Source organism: Paracoccaceae bacterium Fryx2 (assembly GCA_032334235.1).
Classification (GTDB): domain Bacteria; phylum Pseudomonadota; class Alphaproteobacteria; order Rhodobacterales; family Rhodobacteraceae; genus JAVSGI01.
Genome location: JAVSGI010000005.1, coordinates 2,382,712 through 2,396,398 on the forward strand (window position 1 = coordinate 2,382,712; position 13,687 = coordinate 2,396,398).

At 70.0% G+C, this 13,687-nt stretch carries 12 protein-coding genes; 2 read left to right on the forward strand and 10 right to left on the reverse strand.

Annotated elements, in window-relative coordinates; translation table 11 throughout:
* Positions 1-54: 54 nt before the first annotated feature.
* The 3 genes from RNZ50_20765 to RNZ50_20775 form a co-directional block, all read right to left on the reverse strand.
* The gene (locus RNZ50_20765) at positions 55-837 is read right to left on the reverse strand and encodes a 3'(2'),5'-bisphosphate nucleotidase CysQ (GenBank protein ID MDT8857427.1); all 783 of its coding nucleotides are present in this window, start codon (positions 835-837) and stop codon (positions 55-57) included.
* Positions 824-2,167 carry a TldD/PmbA family protein gene (locus RNZ50_20770; protein MDT8857428.1) on the reverse strand — a complete coding sequence of 448 codons (1,344 nt, stop codon included), beginning with the start codon at positions 2,165-2,167 and terminating at the stop codon, positions 824-826. Before RNZ50_20770 ends, RNZ50_20765 begins: the two co-directional genes overlap by 14 nt.
* 191 nt (positions 2,168-2,358) lie before the next feature.
* Positions 2,359-3,918 (reverse strand): DUF2125 domain-containing protein, encoded by a 1,560-nt coding sequence (locus RNZ50_20775; GenBank protein ID MDT8857429.1) that lies wholly within the window; start codon positions 3,916-3,918, stop codon positions 2,359-2,361.
* A 395-nt stretch (positions 3,919-4,313) separates the two neighbouring features.
* On the opposite strand from RNZ50_20775, the gene RNZ50_20780 reads away from it, so the two are divergent.
* The gene (locus RNZ50_20780) at positions 4,314-4,931 is read left to right on the forward strand and encodes an enoyl-CoA hydratase/isomerase family protein (protein MDT8857430.1); all 618 of its coding nucleotides are present in this window, start codon (positions 4,314-4,316) and stop codon (positions 4,929-4,931) included.
* Positions 4,932-5,060: 129 nt separating this feature from the next.
* On the opposite strand, the gene RNZ50_20785 is transcribed toward RNZ50_20780, so the two are convergent.
* The 7 genes from RNZ50_20785 to RNZ50_20815 form a co-directional block, all read right to left on the reverse strand.
* Entirely contained in the window at positions 5,061-7,493 is a 2,433-nt protein-coding gene (locus RNZ50_20785; GenBank protein MDT8857431.1) for a DEAD/DEAH box helicase, read from the reverse strand.
* Positions 7,494-7,647: 154 nt separating this feature from the next.
* Complete coding sequence (gene lpxK / locus RNZ50_20790; protein MDT8857432.1) at positions 7,648-8,631, reverse strand: tetraacyldisaccharide 4'-kinase; 984 nt, start codon at positions 8,629-8,631, stop codon at positions 7,648-7,650.
* Positions 8,631-9,827: a glycosyltransferase N-terminal domain-containing protein gene (locus tag RNZ50_20795; protein MDT8857433.1), complete on the reverse strand. Its 1,197-nt coding sequence runs from the start codon at positions 9,825-9,827 to the stop codon at positions 8,631-8,633. The genes lpxK and RNZ50_20795 overlap by 1 nt, the downstream gene beginning before the upstream one ends.
* A 13-nt stretch (positions 9,828-9,840) precedes the next feature.
* Positions 9,841-10,086, reverse strand: a complete 246-nt coding sequence (locus tag RNZ50_20800) for a DUF4170 domain-containing protein (protein ID MDT8857434.1) — start codon at positions 10,084-10,086, stop codon at positions 9,841-9,843.
* Between the two features lie 71 nt (positions 10,087-10,157).
* The gene (locus RNZ50_20805; protein ID MDT8857435.1) at positions 10,158-11,294 is read right to left on the reverse strand and encodes a CaiB/BaiF CoA-transferase family protein; all 1,137 of its coding nucleotides are present in this window, start codon (positions 11,292-11,294) and stop codon (positions 10,158-10,160) included.
* A gap of 2 nt (positions 11,295-11,296) precedes the next feature.
* Positions 11,297-11,980 (reverse strand): DsbA family protein, encoded by a 684-nt coding sequence (locus tag RNZ50_20810; protein ID MDT8857436.1) that lies wholly within the window; start codon positions 11,978-11,980, stop codon positions 11,297-11,299.
* Positions 11,981-11,988: 8 nt separating this feature from the next.
* Positions 11,989-12,519: a DUF721 domain-containing protein gene (locus RNZ50_20815; protein MDT8857437.1), complete on the reverse strand. Its 531-nt coding sequence runs from the start codon at positions 12,517-12,519 to the stop codon at positions 11,989-11,991.
* A gap of 101 nt (positions 12,520-12,620) precedes the next feature.
* On the opposite strand from RNZ50_20815, the gene mutY reads away from it, so the two are divergent.
* Positions 12,621-13,661 carry an A/G-specific adenine glycosylase gene (gene mutY, locus RNZ50_20820; GenBank protein ID MDT8857438.1) on the forward strand — a complete coding sequence of 347 codons (1,041 nt, stop codon included), beginning with the start codon at positions 12,621-12,623 and terminating at the stop codon, positions 13,659-13,661.
* Positions 13,662-13,687 lie beyond the last annotated feature (26 nt).

Consider the following 13,687-nt stretch of genomic DNA (forward strand, 5'->3'; position numbering starts at 1 on the left):
CCGCCCATCCGCAGGAGCTTCCGGCGGGGATATTCGAGAAAAGAAGAAAGCACGTCAGCCCTTGGGGCGCAGCCGGTCCAGCAGGGCCGAGTGCAGGCCGGGGGCGGCGGCGAGCACGCCTGCCGATTGCGGGTGCGGCGCATTGTAGCTCAGCGGTGCGCCCTCGCGGTCGGTCACGCGGGCGCCGGCGCGGCGCGCGATCAGGTCGCCGGCCGCGATGTCCCATTCCCAGGCGTCGCGCAGGGTCAGCATTCCGTCATGCCGCCCTTCGGCCACAAGGCAAAGCCGGTAGGCGAGCGAGGCGCGGAAGCTGCGCTTCAGGTCGGGCACGCCGCCGGGCCAGTGCTCGGGGGCGAGGTTGGGGTGGGTGGCCAGCAGCGTGGCGCCGTCGATGCCGGGCCTGGCGCTGGCCTGGATCTGCTGGCCGTCGCGCAGGGCGGGGCCGCCTTCGGTCGCGGTATACAGGCGGTCGAGCGCGGGCAGGTAGACCACCGCCGCCACGATGCGGCCGCCCTCGGCCACGGCCAGCGAGTGGGCGAAGGTATCCTCGCCCGCGATGAAGGCGCGGGTGCCGTCGATCGGGTCGATGATGAAGACCCGCGCGCGGTCCTGCCGGGCGGGGCTGTCTTCGCTTTCCTCGGAGAGCCAGCCGTAATCGGGGCGGGCGGCGCGCAGGCGCTGGGCCAGCATGTCGTTCACCGCGAGGTCGGCCTCGGTCACCGGGCCCGCGTCGGCGGCCTTGTGCCAGACCTTCGGGCCCTGCTTCCAGTGCCGCATCGCGATGCGCCCCGCGGCCAGCGCCGCCTCGGTCAGCAGGGCGAGGTCACGCGCCGGCAAGGGTCATGCCTTCCACCAGCAGGCTGGGCACGCGGGTGCCAAGGTGGGCACGCGCGTCGTTGGCGGGGGTGATGTGCATCAGCATGGCGCGCAGGTTGCCCGCGATGGTGCATTCGTTGACCGGGCCGGTGATCTCGCCGTTCTCGACCCAGAAGCCGCTGGCGCCGCGGGAATAGTCGCCGGTGGTCGGGTTGATCGACGATCCGATCAGCGAGGTGACCCAGAGCCCGGTGCCCATGCCCGCGATCAGGTCTGCACGGCTGGCGCTGCCCTGCGTCAGGTCGATGTTGGAGGTCGAGGGCGAGGGCGGCGAGGAGGTGCCGCGCGAGGCGGAGGCGGTGCTTGCCATGCCAAGCTTGCGCGCGGTCGCAAGGTCCAGCGTCCAGCCGGTCAGCACCCCGTCCTGCACGATGGCGCGGCGGCGGGTGGCAAGCCCTTCGGCATCGAACGGGCGCGAGCCGCCGATGCGGGGGCGCAGCGGGTCTTCGATCACCGACAGGCCGGAGGGCAGCACCTGCTGGCCCAAGGCGTCGCGCAGCCAGCTTGACCCGCGCGCCACCGAGGCGCCGTTCACCGCCGACAACAGGTGCCCGATCAGCGACGAGGCGATGCGTTCGTCGAACAGCACCGGATAGCTGCCGGTCACGGGTTTGCGTGCCCCGGCGCGGGACAGGGCACGCTCGGCGGCCAGTTCGCCCACGCTTTCGGCGGTGGGCAGGTCGGCGTGGTGGATGCGCGATTCCCCGGCCCAGTCACGCTCCATCCCGGTGCCAGTGCCGGTGAAGGCCACGGCGGACACCGAGCGCGAGGTGCGGGCGTAGCCGCCGGAAAAACCGTTGGAGGCGGCGAGGTGGACGCGGCGCAGCGAATGGGCGGCGCTGGCCTCGACCTGGGTGATGCCGGGGCGAGCCATGGCGGCGGTCTCGGCGCGGCGGGCGTCGTCTTCCAGTGCGGCGGCGGCGGGTTCGGCGCCGGGGTCGCAGAGGTCGAGCGCGGCCAGATCCCAGCCCTGCGCCAGCTGCTCGGGGTCGGCAAGGCCGGCGAAGGGGTCTTGCGGCGCCTCGCGCGCCATAGCCACGGCGCGCTCGGCCACCGCCGCGATGGTGGCGGGCGAGGTGTCGGACACCGAGACGCAGGCCTGCCGCCCGCCCATCAGCACCCGCAGCCCAAGCTCGATGCTTTCGGCGCGTTCGGCCTGTTCCAGCCGCCCGGCGCGGATGTCGACCGAGACCGAGGCGCCATCGACCGCAATCGCATCGGCACTTTCGGCCCCGGCACGGCGGGCGGCGTCGAGCAGGGCCTGGGTCAGGGATTCGAGGCGATCTGTCATGGGCTCTCCTTGCCGGGATGCGGCGGATGGTCGGCGGGCGCACCGAGCGGCATCGTTCTTCGACAAATTCATGTTTCCGCGGCGAGATTCAAGGTGTCGCCGTGTCTGCAGGTGAACACAATGCGAGCCGCCAGCAAAAGGGCCGCCCCCGGAGCGGAGGGCGACCCGATGGCGGTGCGCGGATTTGCGGCCTATTTCAACTGCATTCCGTTGGCGAAGAAACTCTTGTCCTTGAATTCCAGCGTCGAGGTCATGGTGTCGGGCTGGCCCTCTACCATCTTGGCAAACATGCCCAGCATCATCCGCGCGCCCATGATCTGATCTTCGGGGATCAGGCCCATCGAGGCCAGATTGTCGAGCAGCGCATTGCCGCCCGTCAGCTTCATCTCGATGGTGCCGGTCGGGGCGGGCATTCCTGCATAGGTGGCCAGATCGCCATTGTCGAAGGTCAGCGCGCCGGACCCGGTCAGCTCTGCCCCGGTGGCCTTGACCTGAAGGCTGTTGACCTTCAGCGCGTGCAGTTCGCCCGGAGGGGCGTCGCCCAGGGCCGCCATCTGCGCGGTGTCCATCAGGTCGACCGTCAGTCTGGCGGTGCCGGTGGTATCGAGGATCACGGTCAGCGGGTCGCGCGGCAGGGTGCCGGCCGGGTCGAACATGCCCCAGACATCGCCCGGAAGCGACAGGTCCACCAGCCGGGTCAGCAGCGCGAAATCGGTCGGGGTGTCGGATTTCGAGATCGGCATCAGCAGGTTGAACGCGGCATCGGCATAGGTGACCACCAGTTCCGGGAAGGGGATGGTGGAGCCCGAGAGCGCCATCGACGCGCCCTTGACGCCGCCGCCGTAGTTCATCCGGGTCTTGTCCATCGCGAAGGTGAAGCTGCCGCCTTCGACGCTGGATTTGCTGGCCATCCGGTCGGCGGCGTCGGCAAAGTCGAAGTCATAGCTGGCCGCGCCGTAGGTGAAGCCGCCTTCGGTGGCAAAGCCCGCCGCCAGCGCGGCCGGCATGTCGGCCATGTCGGTCGCGGTGCCCATCGTGCCCGAGGAGGTGCCCGCCAGATCGGCCACATCGACCGTCAGGTTGAAGGTGCCGCCCTCTTCGGGGTCGGTGAAGCCCGCGACGACGCCGATGGCGGCGGCCGAGAAGCTGCTGCTCAGCGCCTTGGCGACCTCACCGGTCAGGATGTAGTTGCCCGCCATGCCGGTCAGCGTCAGGTCGAAGGCCGCGTTGATCTTTTCGGCATCGACGCCGTCGATTTCCGTCAGGCTGATGCCGATGGTCGGCGCGTTGAAATCATAGCGGGTTTCGGTGGCCGACCCGCCTGCGATCATCACCAGCCCGGGATGGCTGACGGTCAGTTCGATCTCGGTCGGCTTGGTGACGGCAGGGGTTTCAGGGGTGGTTTCAGGGGTGGCTGCGGTGCTGCTGTCCGTGGTCTCGACGATCATCGACACCGGATACTCGTCGGACATGACGATCTCGACCCGGCCGTCGCCCATGTCGCGGAAGGTCACGTCGTCGATGGTCAGATCGAAGCTGGCACCCTCTTGTTGCGAGGAGATGTTCAGCCCGGTGACCCGCAGCGCATCTCCCGACCGCACGGCGCTTTCTGCCGTCATTTCCTGCCCGTAATGGACACCCATCGCTTGCCAGTTCGACCAGACCTCTTCGGGCGTCACATCGGCCAGCGCCGAATTGCCGGCAACAAGGGCGACAAGGGCGGTGCTGCCTGAAAATTTCCAGTCTCTCATAACGTGGCCTTCCTGATGGCAAATGATGGCGCAGCATCCGCCCTGAGGTTTTCGGGGTCAAGGGATTCCGTGCCGGGCGGCGGCAGGCAAACGGCTTTGTCATCCGCGCCACCGCTTTTCCGCCGAAGCGCCGGGTTCAGTTTGCAGTTGTGCGCGGTGCGGGCCCGTGCTGATGTGGCGGCGGTTCGGTCTTGCGGAGGGTTGCATGAAGCCGGTCATGTTTGAAAACAACGGTATGGGAACCGTCGGCGGCTTTGCGGCCCGCGGCGCGCGGACTGTCGGCTGCCCGGCGGCGGTGCGCCATGTCTGATCACGCGGGCGAGACGGCGGGCGCGGCGGCGGGCGGGACGGCGGGCGGGACGGCGGGCGGGACGGCGGGCGAGACGGCGGGCGGGCTGATCCGGGTCGGCGTGGTGGGCGGGTTGTGGACGGTGACGCTGAACCGGCCCGACAAGGCCAATTCGCTGACGCGGGCAATGCTGGAAGGGCTGGACGACGTAGTGGCGCGCGCGGGGGCCGAGGGCGCGCGGGCACTGGTGCTGACCGGGGTCGGGCGGGTGTTTTCGGCCGGGGCCGACCTGGACGAGGCACGGGCGGGGCTGGCCACCGATGGTGTCTGGGAACGCCTGTCGGGGCGGCTGGCCGCCCTGCCCGCGCTGACGATCTGCGCGCTGAACGGCACGCTGGCGGGCGGGGCGATGGGCATGGCGCTGGCCTGCGACCTGCGGCTGGCGGTGCCGGGGGCGAAGGTGTTCTACCCGGTGATGAAGCTGGGCTTCCTGCCGCAACCATCGGACCCGGCGCGACTGGTGGCGCTGGTGGGCCCGGCGCGGGCCAGCCAGATCCTGATGGCGGGGGCGAAGGTGCCGGTGGAGGAAGCACAGGGCTGGGGGCTGATCGACCGCGTGGTGTCGCCCGACATGCTGCTGGCCGAGGCTGCGGCGCTGGCGGCGGATGCGCTGGGGGCCAGTGCGGCGCATGTGGCGGGGATCAAGGGACTGATCCGGCGCTGAGCGCGGCCGGCGGCGGGTTGGCCGGGATGCCGGACGCTCCGCGGGGGATATTTGGGCAAAGATGAAATGGGGTCGGGCGGTCTGGTGGCCGCAATGGCCGCGCTTGACGCGCGGCCATGGGCATTGTGATTACACCTTGGGTTTGCGCGGCGGGGTGAACCGCTTGCTGGTGTCCTTGGCGTCGATCCGCACCGGGGCGGGCTTGGCCTTGGCAAAGGCGGGCTTGCCGAAGGTCTTGCCCGCCGGGCGATCGGCACCGGCGTGCGACTTGAACCCGGCAGACCGGGCCGGGCCGTCGGACGGGCCGTGGCTCTTGAACCCGGCCGAACGCGGCGCGGCGCCCTCGGGCTTGTCTTTCCAGCGCGGCTTGGCGGCCGCATCGCCTTCGGTGCGGGGGGCGTAGGGTTTCTTGTCGCCGTCCTCGCGCTTGACATAGGTCTTGCGCGGGGCGTCGGCGCGGGCGGCGTAGGGTTTCTTGTCGCCATCGTCACGCTTGGCGTAAGGCTTTGGCGCATAGGGCTTCTTGTCGCCGTCCTCGCGCTTGGCGTAGGGCTTGGCGGCATAGGGCTTCTTGTCGCCGTCCTCGCGCTTGACGTAGGGCTTGGCGGCATAGGGCTTTGCGCCCTCCTCGCGCCTGGCATAGGGCTTGCGCGGGGCGTCGTCGCTGGCGACGTAGGGGCGCGGCGCGTCATCGACCGGCGACCACGGCTTCTTCGCCGGTTCGTCGCGTTTCACATAAGCCGGGCGCGGAGCCTCGGCCGCAGAATCGGGCTCGCGCTTGACGTAGGGCTTGCGCGGGGTTTCCACGTTGCCGTCGTCATCCAGCCGCACCGGGCGCGGCACGTAGGCGGGCTTTTCGCGGACCGGTCGGGGGGTTTCTTCGGCATCGACCGGGGCCGGGCGCGGCGCGGGGGCGCGGCGTTCCGGGGAAGGACGGTCGGAGGCGGGCTTGCGCGGGCTGCGTTCGGGGCGGTCCATCGACGGCTCGCCCTGCATCCGCAGCATGGTCACGCCGGATTCCAGATCCATGCCCTGACCGAACTTCGACGCGACCGAGGCGCCGATCTGCACGAAGGTTTCGTTTTCCTGCACGCGGATCGCGCCGATCTCGTTCTTGGTGATGTCGCCCGCGTCGCAGATCTTGGGAAGTAGCCAGCGCGCCTCGGCGCGGCCTGAACGGCCGACCGAGATGGTGAACCACACCGAGTCACCAAACTCTGCGCGCTCGCGTGCGGCGGGCTGGCTGCCGGGTGTGGTGTCTTGCAGCACCTCGGGGGCCGAGCGGCCTTCGCGCCACAGCCGCACGAAGGCGGCGGCGGCCTGTTCGGGGCCGAACTGGTCCAGCAGGGCCTTGACCATCGCGGCATCGTCGCCGATCGGGGCCTGCAGCGCCGGGTGGTCAAGCAGGCGCATGTCGTCCTTGGCCGAGACTTCATCGGCCGAGGGGGCCTTGGCCCATTCGGCCACGACCTTGGCGCCTTGCAGCAGGCGCTGCGCCTTCTTGAATTCGGCCGGCGTCACGATCAGCGCCGAGACGCCCTTGGACCCGGCCCGCCCGGTGCGGCCCGAGCGGTGCAGCAGCACCTCGGAGTTCGACGGCAGGTCGGCGTGGATCACCAGATCCAGCCCCGGAAGGTCGATGCCGCGCGCCGCGACATCGGTTGCGATGCAGACGCGGGCGCGGCCGTCGCGCAAGGCCTGCAGCGCGTGGGTGCGTTCCTGCTGGGAAAGCTCGCCCGACAGCGCCACGACCTGAAAGCCGCGGTTGCCCATGCGGGCGAGAAGGTGATTCACATTGACGCGGGTCTTGCAGAACACGATGGCGGCGCGGGATTCGTAGAAGCGCAGCAGGTTGAAGATCGCGTGTTCGCGGTCGCGGGCCGAGACGTTCAGGGCGCGGTATTCGATGTCGACATGCTGGCGCGCCTCGCCCTGGGTCTGGACGCGCAGCGCGTCGCGCTGGAAATCCTTGGCCAGTTCGGCAATGGCTTTCGGCACGGTGGCGGAAAACATCAGGGTGCGGCGCTCGGCAGGGGCGGCCTGCAGGATGAATTCCAGATCCTCGCGGAAGCCGAGGTCGAGCATCTCGTCGGCCTCGTCCAGCACCGCGGCGCGCAGGCCCGACAGATCAAGGCTGCGGCGTTCGATGTGGTCGCGGAGGCGGCCCGGGGTGCCGACCACGATATGCGCGCCACGGTCGAGCGCGCGCTTTTCGGTGCGGTAGTCCATGCCGCCGACGCAGGTCGCGATGATCGCGCCGGTTTCGGAATAAAGCCAGTCAAGCTCGCGCGCCACTTGCAGCGCCAGTTCGCGGGTCGGCGCGATGATCAGCGCCATCGGCACGTCGGCAAACAGCAGCCGGTCGGCGCCGGCCAGCAATTCGTCGGCAATCGCCATCCCGAAGGCCACGGTCTTGCCCGAGCCGGTCTGGGCCGACACCAGAAGGTCGCGCCCGGCCACGCCATCGGCCAGCATCGCGTCCTGCACGGGGGTCAGGGATTCATAGCCCCGGGTGGTAAGGGCTGCGGCCAAGGGCGCAGCAATGCCCATCGTTTCGATCATGTGTTCTGCCTAAGAAAGGGGGGCACGCCGAGGTGCCCGTTGAGCGGCGCCCAATTCCCCTTCGCGGCCGGGCCTCCCTGCCCCGCCCCCCGGAATCTCGGAGCCAAGCGCGGCTGATACAGGCAATGGAACGGTTTGTATAGGAAAAAGGCCGTCAGCCCAGCGCACGGTCCAGCGCGGCATCAAGCGGGGCCCAGTCGTCCAGCACCAGCCGCACCGGCAGGGTCAGCACCTTGGGGCGAAAGGCGTCGGGCAGGCGGACGGCGTCCTTCTCGGTGGTGACAAGCTGGGCGCGCAGAACGGTCGCCTCGGTTTCCAGCCGCAGCAGCAGGCGGGTGGACAGCGGTTCGTGATCGTCGAGCGCCACGGTGCGGACCAGCGTCGCCCCCTCGCCGCGCAGGGTGGCGAAGAACTTCTCGGGGTGGCCGATGCCGGCGAAGGCCAGCAGCCGCTCGCCTGCCCAGTCCATCCCCATGGCCACCGGCGCAAGGCGGCCGGTCAGGTGCGGCACCGGGCTGAAAAGGCCCGCGGCAAAGGCCGCCTGTGCCGCCGGATGGCCGATCGACAGCAGGAAATCGGCGCGGGCAAGGCCGGTGGCGACCGGTTCGCGCAGCGGGCCTGCGGGCAGGCAGCGGCGATTGCCGAACCCGAGCACGGCATCGACCACCACGATCGACAGGGTTTTCTCGACTGCCGGATTCTGGAACCCGTCATCCAGCAGGATCACTTGCGCCCCCGCAGCCTCGGCCGCCTGGACCCCGGCCGCCCGGTCGCGCGCCACCCACGCCGGGGTGAAGGCGGCCAGCAGCAGGGGCTCGTCACCGACATCGGCCGCCTTGTGGCGCGCCGGGTCCACCCGCAGCGGGCCGGGCAGGCGGCCGCCGTGGCCGCGCGACACCACATGCGCGGTGAGGCCGCGCGCCGCCAGACGTTCGATCAGCGCGATGGCGGTCGGCGTCTTGCCGGTGCCGCCTGCGTTCAGGTTGCCGATGCAGATCACCGGCACGGCAGCGCGGTAGCCGGGCGCCCGCAGCCGGAGCGCCGTGGCCGCTGCATAAAGCGCGCCAAGCGGGGCCAGCAGCCGCGCCGAAATCGCGGGGCGGTCGGGCGGGGTGAACCAGAAGCCGGGGGCGCTCATCAGGCCCTCCCGTCCATCAGGTGGCGGATCAGGGCCAGCGCGCGCTGCGTCGCCTCTGCCCCGGCGGAGGTGACACCCCAGGCCGCCTGCGCCAGCCGCGCCGCCCGGTCGGGCGACAGAAGATCCGAAAGCGCCTCGGACAGATCGCCCGGCGAGGCGACCGGGCGCACCGCCCGCGCCGCCCCCAGACGCCCGAACAGCCCGCCGAACGCCCCGACACGCGGGCCGTGGATGATGGCTGACCCCAGCGCCGCCGGTTCCATCGGGCTGCGCAGGCAGCCCTGCGCATTCAGGCTGCCGCCAAGGAAGGTGATCGGGGCCAGCCGATACCACAGCCCGAATTCCGCCGTGGTGTCAGCGATGTAGACGGTGGTTTCGGCGTCGGGTTCCTGATCGGCGGCGCGGCGGGCCACGACCCAGCCTTCCTCCGCCTCCATCCGCGCCGACAGGGCAAGCGCGCGCGCCGGGTCTTGCGGCACCACGATCAGCAGCAGCCGGTGCGCCATCCGCAGCGCGGCGCGATGCGCCTCCAGCACCGCCGTTTCCTCGTCTTCGGGCAGGCTGGCCGCCAGCCAGACCGGGCGCGAGGCCAGAAGGCGGGTCAGGGCGGCGCGCTCGGCCTCGGTGCAGGGCAGCGCGGCGCTGGGTTCCTCCATCCGGCCGGTGGTTTCGGCCTTTGCCCCGGCGCGGCGGAAGGCGCGTGCGGCCGGTTCGTCCAGCGCCTGCACCATATGGAATTGCGACAGGGTGCTGCGCATCAGGCCGGGATACCAGCCGTCGCGTTCGCGCAGCAGATAGGGCGCGCGGCCATCCAGCAGGATCAGCGGCACGCCGGCGTCCTGCGCTTCGTGCAGCAGGGCGGGGCGCAGCTCGCCTTCCGACATCACGCCGATCTCGGGGCGCCAGTGGTCAAGGAAGGCCCGCGCCTCGGCCGGGGTTTCGTCGGGCGGAAGCTGCCAGATCACCCCCCTGGCCCCCGGCGGCTGCGGGCAGGTGAGCAGCACCGCCAGACCATCCTCGGCCATCAGTCGCCGCGCCAGTTCGACCATGGTTCGGGCGGCATCGGCATTGGGCGCGTGCAGCCATGCCAGCCTGCCGCCTGGACGGGCGGGGCGCTGCACGGGCGCTGCCCCGTCGGCGTGGTCGCGCCGCGGGGCCGCCAGATTGTAGAGGGTCAGCCCGATGGAATGTGCCATGACGGCGCGGGTCTCAGGCCCCAAGCTCCTCGGTTGACGAGCCCGATTCGGCCTCGTCGCGCAGGCGGTGGATATGCGCGATGTAATAGCGCATGTGGGCATCATCTACGGTGCGCTGCGCCGCGGCCTTCCAGGCGCTGAACGCCGTGGCATAATCGGGGAACATGCCGACGACATGGATGGCTTTCACATCCTTGAAGACGTTTTTCGTCGGATCGACAAGTTCGCCACCAAACACAAGGTGAAGACGCTGGGCCATGGGTGCATTTCCTGCTGCAAAGGTTGGCGCACCCTAGACGATGCGCGCGGCGGGTCAAGCGAAGGCGGGCGTCAGGGCGCGTCGCCCAGCACTTCGGCCTGATGTTCGCCCAGTTTCGGGGCGGCGCGGTCCAAGGCCATATCGGCCCCGGAAAACCGGAAGGGCGAGCGGACGCCGGGCAGGCCCTGCACCTCGATCCGCAACCCGCGCGCAATGATCTGGGGGTCGGCAAACACCTCGGCCAGATCGTTGATCGGGCCTGCGGGCACGCCTTCGGCCTCGCAGGCGGCCAGCAGGTCGGCCTTGCTGCGCAGGCTGGTGGCGGCGGTCAGCCGGTCGGTCATCGCGGCGCGGTTGGCGATGCGGTCGGCGTTGGTGGCGAAACCGGGGGCGGTGGCCATGTCGGGCAGGCCAAGCAGCGCGCAGAGGCGGCGGTATTGCCCGTCGTTGCCGGTCGCGATGATGATCCAGCCATCGGCGCAATCGAACACCGCATAGGGGGCCAGGTTGGGGTGGGCATTGCCCATCTTCTGCGGCGCGGTGCCGGTGACGAGGTAGTTCATCGCCTGATTGGCCATGACCGAGGCTGCCACGTCCATCAGCGCCATGTCGATCTGCTGGCCCTGCCCGGTGACGGTGCGCTGGTGCAGCGCGGCAAGGATCGCGGTGGCGGCATAGACGCCGGTGAAGATGTCGGTCACCGCGACGCCGACCTTCTGCGGCTGGCCGTCGGGTTCGCCGGTCACGCTCATCAGCCCGGCCATGCCCTGGATGATGAAATCATAGCCCGCGCGATGGGCATAGGGGCCGGTCTGCCCGAAGCCGGTGATCGAGCAATAGACCAGCCGCGGGTTCACCGCCGCCAGCCCCGCATAGTCCAGCCCGTATTTCGCCAGCCCGCCGACCTTGAAGTTCTCGATCACCACATCGGCGTCGGCCACCAGACGGCGCACGGTTTCCTGCCCCTCGGGGGTGCGGAAATCGACGGTGACCGAGCGTTTGCCCCGGTTGGTCGCGTGGAAATAGGCGGCCGAGCGGTCGCCGTCACGCTCGATGAACGGCGGGCCCCAGCGGCGGGTGTCGTCGCCTTCCGGGGCCTCGACCTTGATCACGTCGGCACCCAGATCGGCCAGCGTCTGCCCGGCCCAGGGTCCGGCCAGAATCCGCGCCAGTTCGATCACGCGGATGCCGTGCAGCGGGGCCGCCATGGTCACTTGGCCAGTTCGGCGTCAAGCAGGGTTTTCAGCTCGCCGTAGCTCATGTTCGGGTGCAGCGTGCCGTTGATCACCAGCGCGGGCGTGCCCTCGATCTTGTCGGCGGTGGCGTTGGCCTGGAAGGCCGCGACCATCGCCTGCGCCATGGCATTGTCTTCAAGGCAGGCGGAAATCGTCGCATCCTCCATGCCCGCCTTGCGGCCGATCTTCTTCAGGTTTTCGACCACCACGGCAGAATCGTCAGAGGCCGCCCATTCCTGCTGCGTTTCGAACAGCATCCCCGCGATTCCGAAATAGCGCATCTCGCCGCCGCAGCGCGCCACGATCGAGGCCCAGAGGCCATAACGGTCGAAATAGACCTCGCGGAAGACGAACTTGATCTTGCCGGTGTCGATGTAATCGGCCTTCAGCGGCTTGAACACCGCCTGATGAAAGGTCGCGCAATGCGGGCAGGTGTAGGAGGCGTATTCGGTCACCGTGACCTTTGCATCGGGGTTGCCCAGCACCAGTTCGGGCACCTCGGGCACCGCGGCGTCGGCGGGCGGGGTTTCCTGCGCCTGCGCGGCGCCCATGGGCAAAAGCGATGTCTCGGCCTGCTGCGACCGGCTGCCGGTGAACCAGAGCCCGAAGGCAGCCACCGCGCAAACGGCCACGGCCGCGATCCCGAATTTCCTGATCATGTTCTGCCTCATTGTGCCTTGTGGCGAGTTAAGAAGTTTTGCGCCAGCGTTTCAAGGGCTGAGCGCAGCCCGTCGTCCTGCACGCCGCCCGCGACCTCGGCGGCCCGGGCCTTGATGGCCGGGTCGGGGGGCGGGGTCTGCGTGGGCGCGGGGGCGAAGCCGGCCTGCCCTTCGGCAAAGCCGGTTGGGGCGGTTTGCGTCAGGATGACGCGCGAAATGGCGTTGTAGCCGTAGCAGGCATTCACCCGGTCTTTGACGGCGGGAAGCTGCATCTGCACCATCGGCGCCTCGGCCGAGCGGGTCAGCAGGGTCAGCGTTGCGCCGAAACCTTCGCGGGCATAGCCGATCCTGACCGGACGCGTGCTGCGCGCCAGATCCTCGCCCACGATCTCGGCCCATTGCGTCAGCAGGCGCATGACCGCGAAGCCGCGCTTTTCGCCCGCCGTGCGGATACGGTCCTTCAGCAGCCCCGAGGCCGGTTCAAAGCCGCCCATCCGGCGGGCTGGGGGCGAATGGGGCGTTCCTGGGGCGCGGGCCATCTGGTTTCATCCTTGCTTGGCGCTAATGTAAGCGGCAGCGGGCGGGTGCTGCCAGAGGAATGGCACCGGAAGGGGCATAAAGATTGCGTGACGAAGGAAGCATGGCGGGCGCGGCGCTGCTGGAATGGTATGACCGGCACGCCCGCGCGATGCCGTGGCGCACCGGCCCGGCGGACCGGCAGGCGGGGGTGCGCCCCGACCCCTACCGCGTCTGGCTGTCGGAGGTGATGCTGCAACAGACCACCGTCGCTGCGGTGCGCGACTATTTCCACCGCTTCACCGCGCGCTGGCCGACCGTGGCCGCGCTGGCCGCGGCCGAGGATGCCGAGGTGATGGCCGAATGGGCGGGCCTTGGCTACTACGCCCGCGCCCGCAACCTGCTGAAATGCGCCCGCGCCGTGGTCTCCGACCATGGCGGCCGCTTCCCCGGAACCCGCGACGGGTTGCTGGGCCTGCCCGGCATCGGCCCCTATACCGCCGGCGCGGTGGCCGCGATTGCCTATGACGAGGCTGCGGTGGTGGTGGATGGCAACGTCGAACGGGTGATCGCGCGGCTTTACCGGGTCGAGGTGCCCCTGCCGCAGGCCAAGCCGGCACTGACCCGCCTTGCCGCGGCGCTGACGCCCGATCTACGCCCCGGCGACCATGCTCAGGCGATGATGGACCTTGGCGCCACGATCTGCACCCCGCGCAACCCGGTCTGCGGCCTTTGCCCGCTGAACGCTTTCTGCGTCGCGTTCAGGGCGGGGGTGCAGGCCGACCTGCCGCGCAAGGCCCCAAAGCCGGACAAGCCGCACCGGGCCGGGCACGTCTGGATCGCGCGGCGCAGCGACGGGGCGTGGCTGGTGGAACGACGGCCCGACCGGGGGCTGCTGGGCGGGATGCTGGGCTGGCCCGGCACCGGGTGGGATGGCGCGGGCGGCCCCGCCCCGCTGGCCGCCGACTGGCAGGCGGCGGGCGAGGCGCGCCATACCTTCACCCATTTTCATTTGACATTGCAGGTCTGGCGGGCCGATGTGCCGCAGGGCGCCAACCCCGAGCGCGGCCACTTCCTGCCCGGCGACGCGTTCCGCCCCGGCGACCTGCCGACCGTGATGCGCAAGGCGCTTTCTGCGGCACATGCAGCACTCGGTCACAGTTGAGCGCAACCGAACATGCACCTACCGTC

Bases quoted from the DNA above. Each gene is read 5' to 3' on its own strand.
- RNZ50_20770 (MDT8857428.1), bottom strand. From the start codon at position 2,167: ATGACAGATCGCCTCGAATCCCTGACCCAGGCCCTGCTCGACGCCGCC.
- RNZ50_20775 (MDT8857429.1), bottom strand. From the start codon at position 3,918: ATGAGAGACTGGAAATTTTCAGGCAGCACCGCCCTTGTCGCCCTTGTT.
- RNZ50_20785 (MDT8857431.1), bottom strand. From the start codon at position 7,493: ATGATCGAAACGATGGGCATTGCTGCGCCCTTGGCCGCAGCCCTTACC.
- lpxK (MDT8857432.1), bottom strand. From the start codon at position 8,631: ATGAGCGCCCCCGGCTTCTGGTTCACCCCGCCCGACCGCCCCGCGATT.
- RNZ50_20795 (MDT8857433.1), bottom strand. From the start codon at position 9,827: ATGGCACATTCCATCGGGCTGACCCTCTACAATCTGGCGGCCCCGCGG.
- RNZ50_20800 (MDT8857434.1), bottom strand. From the start codon at position 10,086: ATGGCCCAGCGTCTTCACCTTGTGTTTGGTGGCGAACTTGTCGATCCG.
- RNZ50_20805 (MDT8857435.1), bottom strand. From the start codon at position 11,294: ATGGCGGCCCCGCTGCACGGCATCCGCGTGATCGAACTGGCGCGGATT.
- RNZ50_20810 (MDT8857436.1), bottom strand. From the start codon at position 11,980: ATGATCAGGAAATTCGGGATCGCGGCCGTGGCCGTTTGCGCGGTGGCT.
- RNZ50_20815 (MDT8857437.1), bottom strand. From the start codon at position 12,519: ATGGCCCGCGCCCCAGGAACGCCCCATTCGCCCCCAGCCCGCCGGATG.
- mutY (MDT8857438.1), top strand. From the start codon at position 12,621: ATGGCGGGCGCGGCGCTGCTGGAATGGTATGACCGGCACGCCCGCGCG.